The 8,557-nt window shown below is 69.8% G+C and carries 8 protein-coding genes; 7 read left to right on the top strand and 1 reads right to left on the bottom strand.

What is annotated here, in order from left to right:
• Positions 1-71: 71 nt before the first annotated feature.
• On the bottom strand, positions 72-578 hold the full coding sequence (locus NJ4_RS16900) for an inorganic diphosphatase (RefSeq protein ID WP_281178339.1): 507 nt from the start codon (positions 576-578) through the stop codon (positions 72-74).
• A gap of 151 nt (positions 579-729) precedes the next feature.
• On the opposite strand from NJ4_RS16900, the gene dacB reads away from it, so the two are divergent.
• The 7 genes from dacB (at position 730) to folE (ending at position 8,550) form a co-directional block, all read left to right on the top strand.
• Positions 730-2,127, top strand: coding sequence for a D-alanyl-D-alanine carboxypeptidase/D-alanyl-D-alanine endopeptidase (gene dacB / locus NJ4_RS16895; RefSeq protein ID WP_067437750.1), 1,398 nt, complete (start codon positions 730-732; stop codon positions 2,125-2,127).
• 145 nt (positions 2,128-2,272) lie between these two features.
• Positions 2,273-3,307 carry a zinc-dependent metalloprotease gene (locus NJ4_RS16890; RefSeq protein WP_245644601.1) on the top strand — a complete coding sequence of 345 codons (1,035 nt, stop codon included), beginning with the start codon at positions 2,273-2,275 and terminating at the stop codon, positions 3,305-3,307.
• A 10-nt stretch (positions 3,308-3,317) separates the two neighbouring features.
• The gene (tilS, locus tag NJ4_RS16885) at positions 3,318-4,292 is read left to right on the top strand and encodes a tRNA lysidine(34) synthetase TilS (protein ID WP_067437745.1); all 975 of its coding nucleotides are present in this window, start codon (positions 3,318-3,320) and stop codon (positions 4,290-4,292) included.
• Positions 4,293-4,360: 68 nt separating this feature from the next.
• Positions 4,361-5,197, top strand: a complete 837-nt coding sequence (locus NJ4_RS16880; protein ID WP_067437743.1) for a VOC family protein — start codon at positions 4,361-4,363, stop codon at positions 5,195-5,197.
• A 71-nt stretch (positions 5,198-5,268) separates the two neighbouring features.
• On the top strand, positions 5,269-5,820 hold the full coding sequence (hpt, locus tag NJ4_RS16875; RefSeq protein ID WP_067437741.1) for a hypoxanthine phosphoribosyltransferase: 552 nt from the start codon (positions 5,269-5,271) through the stop codon (positions 5,818-5,820).
• A 97-nt stretch (positions 5,821-5,917) separates the two neighbouring features.
• Positions 5,918-7,939, top strand: coding sequence for an ATP-dependent zinc metalloprotease FtsH (gene ftsH, locus NJ4_RS16870; protein ID WP_082748803.1), 2,022 nt, complete (start codon positions 5,918-5,920; stop codon positions 7,937-7,939).
• Positions 7,936-8,550 carry a GTP cyclohydrolase I FolE gene (folE, locus tag NJ4_RS16865; protein ID WP_067437739.1) on the top strand — a complete coding sequence of 205 codons (615 nt, stop codon included), beginning with the start codon at positions 7,936-7,938 and terminating at the stop codon, positions 8,548-8,550. Before ftsH ends, folE begins: the two co-directional genes overlap by 4 nt.
• Positions 8,551-8,557 lie beyond the last annotated feature (7 nt).

The following is an 8,557-nucleotide window of genomic DNA, read 5'->3' as shown; positions in this document are numbered from 1 at the left end:
GCCCTGTGAAACTGGCCGCGCCGAACGTCGGGCCTGTGAAACTGGCCGCGCCGAACGTCGGGTGGAGCGGGTCAGTGACCGGACTTCTTGGCGCGCTCGAAGGAGGCGAGGATCTCGGCCTCGGCCTCGGTGCGGCCGACCCAGTTGGCGCCCTCGACGGACTTGCCGGGCTCGAGGTCCTTGTAGACCTCGAAGAAGTGCTGGATCTCGAGACGGTCGAACTTCGACACGTGGTTGATGTCGCGCAGGTGCTCGAGGCGCGGGTCGTGCGTGGGAACGCAGAGCACCTTGTCGTCGCCGCCGGCCTCGTCGGTCATGCGGAACATGCCGATCGCGCGGCACTTGATGATGCACCCCGGGAAGGTCGGCGCCTGCAGGATCACCAGTGCGTCGAGCGGGTCGCCGTCCTGACCGAGGGTGTCCTCGATGTAGCCGTAGTCCTCGGGATAGGCGGTCGAGGTGAAGAGCATGCGGTCGAGATAGATGCGACCGGACTCGTGGTCGACCTCGTACTTGTTGCGTGACCCCTTGGGGATCTCCACCATCACGTCGAACTCCAGCACTGCATTCCTCCGCATCATCGGCACGCTCGCGACCCGGCCTGCGGGCGGCGAAAGATCATGACCCGAACACCGGGCCGGCAACATCTTCGCGCACAATGGGGCCAAACGTGCACTCGGAAGGAATGTTGTGGGCAGACGGCGTGACCCAGGTCACTCGAGTGGACGCGTGTCGACCTGGCTGCCCGTGCTCGTGGTGCTGGCCGTGGTGGCCGCGGCGTTCGCGTCCTTCCAGTACGACCTGGGTGAGCGACTGGGCCTGGCCCACGACGACACCACCGACCCGGCGGAGGTGGCTCCGCCGCCCGGCCTGGAGCTCCCGGCCCTGACCCCGCCGTCACCGGTTGCCGCGGGCGTGCCGACCACGAGCCCGGTCGACCCGGCGAAGGTACGCCGGGCGCTGGCGTCGTACGCCCAGGAGAAGGATCTCGGCAAGCACCGGGTCCTCGCGGTCGGAGGACTGGACGGCAGCGTCTGGTACGACAACGCCGGCGGCGACTTCACCCCGGCCTCCACGATGAAGCTGCTCACCGGGACGGCCGCGCTCGAGGCGATCGGGCCCGACACCACGTTCCGCACCACGGTCGTGACCGGCGCCCGGTCTCGCGACATCGTGCTGGTCGGCGGCGGCGACCCGTTCCTGACCCACACCAAGCCGTCGTCGACGACCTATCCGGAGCGGGCCGACATCCGCAGCCTGGCCCGCGAGACGGCGGCCGCGCTGGCCGAGCAGGGGCTGACGAAGGTGCGGCTGCAGTTCGACGACTCGCTCTTCACCGGGCCGAGCGTCAACCCGCACTGGCCCGCCTCCTACATCCCCGAGGCGGTGGTCCCGCCGATCACCGCGCTGTGGGTCGACAAGGGCGCGAAGCCCGACTCCTGGGGCTTCGAGTCCGACCCCTCCCAGGCCGCGGCGACGATGTTCGCCGCCGAGCTGCGTCGCGCCGGAGTCGGCGTGGCCGGAACCCCACGGCGTACGACGGCCGCTGACGACGCCACCGAGATCGCTGCCGTCGAGAGCGCCCCGGTCTGGCAGATCGTGGACCGGGTGATCTCCGTGAGCGACAACGAGGGCGCAGAGATCCTCTCCCACCAGGTCGGCATCGCCGAGGGCACCGGAGGTTCGTTCGCCGGCGGCGCCAAGGCCGTCCGTGCGGTGCTCGGCCGTCTCGGCGTGCCACTCGCCGGCACCCGCTTCTTCGACGGCAGCGGACTGTCCCGAGAGGACAAGCTGACCAGCCAGGCGATCCTCGGTGTCCTCGCGACCGCGGCCAAGGGCAATCGTCCCGAGCTGCGCACCGTGGTCACCGCCCTGCCCGTGGCCGGGTTCACCGGATCGATGACCAGCAGACTGGGCGACAGTGACGACGCAGGGCCCGGCCGGGTGCGCGCGAAGACCGGCACCCTCACCGGCGTCCACGGCCTGGCCGGGGTCACCACCGACCTCGACGGCAACGTCATGACCTTCCTGTTCCTCGCCGACCGGGTCACCGACGAGCACGTGCTCGACGCCCGCGACACCCTCGACGACCTCACCGCCGCACTGGCGGCGTGTCACTGCTCCTGAGCGGAGGAGGCCACGCCCGGCCGGGGCGACCACCTGCTTCGCTCACCGGGTCTCGGCACGCCGGTCGCGGCTTCGTTCCTCAGCCGCGCGGCTCGCTCGACCACCGTCAGCCGGTCCGCTGCCGCGTCCCGGCTAGGCTCGCCAGATGACTGATGAGCACTCGATGATCGACTGGGACCTCGCCGTGCGCCTGGGCTCACGGCTGGCCGGCGACGGCCCCGAGGTCTCCCGGTTGGCCGCCGCCGATGCCGTCGAGGAGCTGCGCGCCGGCGCCAACCGCTCGACTGGGCTGGTCCGCGAGTTCACCGGGCTGGCCGCCGCCGAGCGCACCGCGCCCGTGCTGGTCATCGACCGCTCCGGTTGGGTGCAGGCCAACGCCGAGAGCTTCGCGACCATCCTGTCCCCGATCGTGGACAAGCTGGCGCAGAAGAAGGGCTCGCCCGGCCGTCTGGGCCGGGCTGTGGGCTCGCGCGTCACCGGCGCCGAGGTCGGCCTGGTGCTCGGTTTCATGGGCGGCAAGGTGCTGGGTCAGTTCGATCCGTTCTTCGAGCCGACCGGGCGCCTGCTGCTCGTCGCCCCGAACGTGGTCCACGTCGAGCGCGAGCTCGCGGTCGACCCGACCGACTTCCGGCTCTGGGTCTGCCTGCACGAGGAGACTCACCGGGTGCAGTTCACCGCGGTGCCGTGGATGCGCGACCACCTCTTCGCCCAGATGTCGTCCCTGGTCGACTCGATCGACACGGGCAAGGCGCTCGAGGAGGGCGTGAAGCGCATCGGTGAGTCCCTGAGAGGCGGCGGTGGCAGCCTGCTCGATGCGATGAGCACCCCCGAGCAGCGCGAGGTCATCGACCGGGTCACCGGCGTGATGTCGCTTCTCGAGGGCCACGCCGACGTGGTGATGGACGGTGTCGGCCCCGAGGTGATCCCGAGCGTGAACGCCATCCGGCGCAAGTTCAACCAGCGACGCAAGGGCGTCGGCGGCCTCGACCGCGTCCTGCGTCGCCTGCTCGGGCTCGACGCGAAGATGGCGCAGTACCGCGACGGTGCGAAGTTCGTCCGCGAGGTCATCGACAAGGTCGGCATGGACGGCTTCAACGTGGTCTGGGAGGCCCCGGAGCACCTCCCGTCCAAGGCCGAGATCGAAGACCCGTCCACCTGGGTGGCCCGGGTGCACGGCTGAACCGCTGACGATGACACTGCCCCCGGCCGTCGCCGCCGTCCGCCTGGTCGTACGACGAACGCTGGCCCCTGTTCCCCCCGGGAGTGCGGTGCTCGTGGCCTGCTCCGGAGGGGCCGACTCCCTGGCGTTGCTGGCCGCCACCGTCTTCGAGTCCCGCAAGATGTCGCTGCGCGTGGTGGGAGCCACCGTCGACCATGGCCTCCAGGAAGGCTCGGCCGAGAGGACCGCGGTCGTCGTACGACAGATGGCGGCGCTGGGGGCCGACGAGACCGTCTCCGCCCGGGTCACCGTCTCCACCGAGGGCGGCCCCGAGGCAGCGGCCCGTGAAGCCCGCTACGCGGTGCTCGAACAGATGGCCGAGCACGTCGGCGCCGTGACCGTGCTGCTGGGTCACACGCGTGACGACCAGGCTGAGACCGTGCTGCTGGGGCTGGCCCGCGGGTCAGGAGGTCGCGCCATCGCCGGCATGCGACGCTCGTTCGACGGCTTCGCCCGACCCCTGCTCGACGTGTCCCGGGCCGACACGGCGGCCGCCTGCGAGGCCGAGGGCATCCCCGTCTGGGACGACCCGCACAACATCGACCCGCGCTACACCCGGGTCCGGGTCCGGCACACGGTGCTGCCCGTGCTCGAGGCCGAGCTCGGCCCGGGCGTGGCCGTCGCGCTGGCCCGCACCGCCGACCTGGTGCGTCCCGACATGGACTACCTCGATGGGCTCGCGGATGCGGCGTACGCCCGGCTGTGCGACGGGGCCTCCACCGGGCTCTCGGTTGACGACCTGGCCGCGCTGGCCGGCCCGTTGCGCACCCGGGTGCTGCGGCTGGCCGCCCTCGAGGCCGGTGCCATCGGGTCGGAGCTCTTCCACGAACACGTCATGGCCGTCGATGCGCTGCTGACCGACTGGCACGGACAGAAGTGGATCGACCTGCCGGGCCACCTGCGCGCCGTACGCCGGGACGGGCATCTGGTGTTCCTGACGGATTGAGGCCGGAGGATGGCCTGAATCCCTCCTAGCGTGGCCGGTGACCGACCACCGACACCCAGGAGCAACCGATGAGTGACCGCTACATTGCCGGCGTCCCCTGCTGGATCGACCTGACACCGCCCGACATGGACGCCGCCATGTCCTTCTATCAGGGCCTGTTCGGCTGGGAGTTCGAGGAGCGCACGCCGCCGAGCGCACCAGTGCGCTACGCCTACGCCCGACTCGAGGGTGAGACCGTGGCCGCCATCGGCTCGGGTGGGGGCGAGCCCGCTGCCTGGAACTCCTACGTGTGGGTCGACGACGCCGACGCGGCGCTGGCCCGCGCGATCGCGGCAGGCGGTGAGCAAGTCGTCGCGCCCACCGACCTGGGTCCTGACGGGGCCGTGGGCCGGATGGCCACCTTCCGCGACGCCGAGGGCGCGCTCCTCGGGCTGTGGCAACCCCGGGAGAACCGCGGTGCGGAACGGGTCAACGCCCACGGGTCCCTGAACTTCAACGTCCTGCACACCCGCGACTCCGCAACAGCGGAGGTGTTCTACCGCGCGGTGCTCGACTGGGAAGCCATCGACGTGGGCGACGGGCGGATGTGGGCGCTGCCGGCGTACGGCGACTTCCTCGAGCAGCTCTCTCCCGGCAACCGCGAGCGTCAGGCCGAGATGGGGGCACCGGCCCGCTTCGACGAGGCGGTCGCCGCGTTGTCTCCGATGCCGGACGACGACGACACCGCGCCGCACTGGGGCGTGACCTTCGCGGTCGATGACGCCGACGCCACCGCCGTCCGGGCCGGCGAGCTCGGGGCCTCGGTGCTGCAGGAACCGGTGGACCTCCCGTGGGTGCGGGCCGCGGTCATCCGTGATCCCCAGGGCGCGGTGTTCACCGCGAGCCAGTTCGTCCCGCCGGCCTGAGGGGTCGCGCGGGCTCTGGAATCCCCGGTGCACCGGAGAAACCTGCAGGGCCATGTGGCAGTCTGACGCCCATGGACTCCGCCCACGTCGAGAGCGATCTGGTCAACATCCTCTTCACCGAGGAGCAGATCCAGGCCAAGGTGCAGGAGATGGCTGATGTCATCTCGGCCGACTACGAGGGCAAGGACCTCCTCATGGTCGGCGTGCTGCGCGGCGCGGTCATGGTGATGGCCGACCTCGCCCGGTCGATGCCCCGTCACCTCGAGATGGACTGGATGGCGGTGAGCTCCTACGGCTCCGGCACCAAGTCCAGTGGTGTGGTGCGCATCCTCAAGGACCTCGACACCGACATCTCCGGTCGCCACGTGCTGGTGGTCGACGAGATCATCGACACCGGCCTGACCCTGAGCTGGCTGATCTCCAACCTGAGCAGCCGCAGCCCGGCCAGCGTCGAGATCGCCACCCTGCTCCGCAAGCCGGAGGCGCTGGCGATGCCGGTCGAGCCGAAGTACGTCGGGTGGGACATCCCCAACGAGTTCGTCGTGGGCTACGGACTCGACTTCAAGGAGCGGTACCGCAACCTGCGCGACATCGGAACTCTCGCACCGCACGTCTACTCCTGACGACTCCTGATCGCGGGCTGCTTTCTGCGACCATGTACCGTCAAACCTCACATGGTCGCCGCTCTGAGCCCGCTCTGAGCTGTCCCGAGAGAAGTCTGTGAAGCGCATATTCAAGGGTCCCTGGCTCTGGATCGTCCTGGCCGTCGTCGCCGTACTGCTCGGCCTGCAATACCTCGCGCCCAATGGGGGGTACGACGAGGTGCAGACGTCCCAGATGGAGAAATACATCTCCGACGGCGACGTCAAGGAGATCTCGTTCATCGACAACGACCAGGAGATCCGAGCGACCCTGGACGACGACGTCGACCGCGACGGCGGCCGCAAGGTCGTCACCCACTGGGTGAGCGGCCAGCAGAACGACCTGATCAAGCTGGCCAACGAGCAGGTCGAGAAGGGCACCATCGAGAAGTCCAACTCGGAGAACCCGCAGCCCAGCTTCATCGGCCAGCTGCTTGCCACCCTGCTGCCCTTCGCGCTGATCATCCTGCTCTTCATCTTCTTGATGAACAGCGTCCAGGGCGGTGGCGGCAAGGTCATGCAGTTCGCCAAGTCCAAGGCCAAGCTGATCACCAAGGACATGCCGAAGACGTCGTTCGCCGACGTCGCCGGCTGTGAAGAGGCCATCGAGGAGCTCGGCGAGATCAAGGAGTTCCTCCAGGAGCCCGCCAAGTTCCAGGCCGTCGGCGCCAAGATCCCCAAGGGCGTGCTGCTCTACGGCCCACCCGGCACCGGCAAGACGCTGCTGGCCCGTGCCGTGGCGGGTGAGGCCGGCGTGCCGTTCTACTCCATCTCCGGCTCCGACTTCGTCGAGATGTTCGTCGGTGTCGGCGCCAGCCGGGTCCGCGACCTCTTCGAGCAGGCCAAGGAGAACGCCCCGGCCATCGTCTTCATCGACGAGATCGACGCCGTCGGTCGCCACCGTGGCGCCGGCATGGGCGGCGGTCACGATGAGCGCGAGCAGACCCTGAACCAGCTGCTCGTCGAGATGGACGGATTCGACGTGCGCGGCGGGGTCATCCTGATCGCGGCCACCAACCGCCCCGACGTCCTCGACCCCGCGCTGTTGCGCCCGGGCCGCTTCGACCGTCAGATCGGTGTCGACGCACCTGACCTCAACGGCCGCCACCAGATCCTCAAGGTGCACTCGCGCGGCAAGCCGATGGCCCCCGACGTCGACCTGCTCAGCGTCGCTCGCCGTACGCCGGGCTTCACCGGTGCCGACCTGGCCAACGTGCTGAACGAGGCCGCGCTGCTGACCGCTCGTCTCAACGAGAAGGTGATCACCGACAGCTCGCTCGACGAGGCCATCGACCGGGTGATCGCCGGGCCTCAGCGCCGCACCCGCCTGATGAGCGAGAAGGAGAAGCTCATCACCGCCTACCACGAGGGCGGCCACGCTCTCGTCGCCGCGGCGCTGCCCGGCACCGACCCGGTGCACAAGATCACGATCCTTCCGCGCGGCCGGGCGCTGGGCTACACGATGGTGTTGCCCGACGAGGACAAGTACTCCCAGACCCGCTCCGAGATGCTCGACAAGCTGGCCTACATGATGGGTGGCCGCGCGGCCGAGGAGATGGTCTTCCACGACCCGACCACCGGCGCCGGCAACGACATCGAGAAGGCCACCAGCCTGGCCCGGGCGATGGTCACCCAGTACGGCATGACCGACCGGCTCGGTGCGATCCAGCTGGGCGAGCCCCAGGGTGAGCCGTTCCTCGGTCGCGACATGGGCCACACCCGCAACTACTCCGAGGACGTCGCCGCGATCGTCGACGAGGAGACGAAGCGGTTCCTGCAGCAGGCACACCAGGAGGCCTTCGACATCCTCGAGGAGAACCGCGACGTCCTCGACGCGCTGGTGCTGACGCTGATGGAGCGCGAGACCCTCGACAAGGCCGAGGTCGCCGCGGTCTTCGAGCCGCTGCGGCGTCGTCCGGTGCGCCCGGCCTGGACGGGTTCCCCCGACCGCCAGCCCTCGACCCTGCCGCCGGTCACGGTGCCCGAGTCGGCACGCTCCGACGTCCCCGAGAGTGCCGACCCCGACCTGGCCACCCCGCACAACCCGAGCCCCCCGGCCGGCGGCCTCCCGAGCTCTTCGGACGGCGGAGACTCGGCATGATCACGGCGTTCGGTGGTGTCGACCCCGACCCCGCCTCGGTGCCGGAGTTCGACCACGACCGGGCCGAGAAGGCCGTGCGTGAGCTTCTCCACGCGATCGGTGAGGACCCCGAGCGCGAAGGCCTTCAGGACACCCCGGCCCGCGTGGCCAGGGCGTACGCCGAGATGACGGCGGGGCTGCGGCAGACGCCCGAGGACGTCCTGACCACCACGTTCGACATCGGCCACGACGAAATGGTGCTGGTGCGTGACATCGAGCTCTGGTCGATGTGCGAGCACCACCTGGTGCCGTTCACCGGCGTGGCCCACGTGGGCTACATCCCGGCCGAGTCCGGCAAGATCACCGGGCTCTCGAAGCTGGCCCGGCTCGTCGACGTCTATGCCAAGCGCCCGCAGGTGCAGGAGCGCCTGACCACCCAGGTGGCGGATGCGCTGATGGAGATCCTCGACGCCCGCGGGGTGATCGTGGTGATCGAGGCCGAGCACCTGTGCATGACCATGCGCGGTGTCCGCAAGGCCGGTGCCCGCACGATCACCTCGGCCGTGCGCGGCATCATGCACAATGCGGCGACCCGTTCCGAGGCGATGGCGCTGATCCACAGCAGCAGGTGACACGTGC

The sequence above is a fragment of the Nocardioides jensenii JCM 1364 = NBRC 14755 genome (assembly GCF_001552535.1).
In the GTDB taxonomy this organism is placed as follows: Bacteria; Actinomycetota; Actinomycetes; order Propionibacteriales; family Nocardioidaceae; genus Nocardioides; species Nocardioides jensenii.
The sequence above is the reverse complement of the archived record's forward strand: the minus strand, read 5'-3'. Positions and strand labels throughout refer to the sequence as shown.

Excerpts from the sequence above, each read along its gene's own strand:
- NJ4_RS16900 (WP_281178339.1), bottom strand. The coding sequence starts at position 578 with ATGCGGAGGAATGCAGTGCTGGAGTTCGACGTGATGGTGGAGATCCCC.
- NJ4_RS16890 (WP_245644601.1), top strand. The coding sequence starts at position 2,273 with ATGACTGATGAGCACTCGATGATCGACTGGGACCTCGCCGTGCGCCTG.
- tilS (WP_067437745.1), top strand. The coding sequence starts at position 3,318 with ATGACACTGCCCCCGGCCGTCGCCGCCGTCCGCCTGGTCGTACGACGA.
- NJ4_RS16880 (WP_067437743.1), top strand. The coding sequence starts at position 4,361 with ATGAGTGACCGCTACATTGCCGGCGTCCCCTGCTGGATCGACCTGACA.
- hpt (WP_067437741.1), top strand. The coding sequence starts at position 5,269 with ATGGACTCCGCCCACGTCGAGAGCGATCTGGTCAACATCCTCTTCACC.
- folE (WP_067437739.1), top strand. The coding sequence starts at position 7,936 with ATGATCACGGCGTTCGGTGGTGTCGACCCCGACCCCGCCTCGGTGCCG.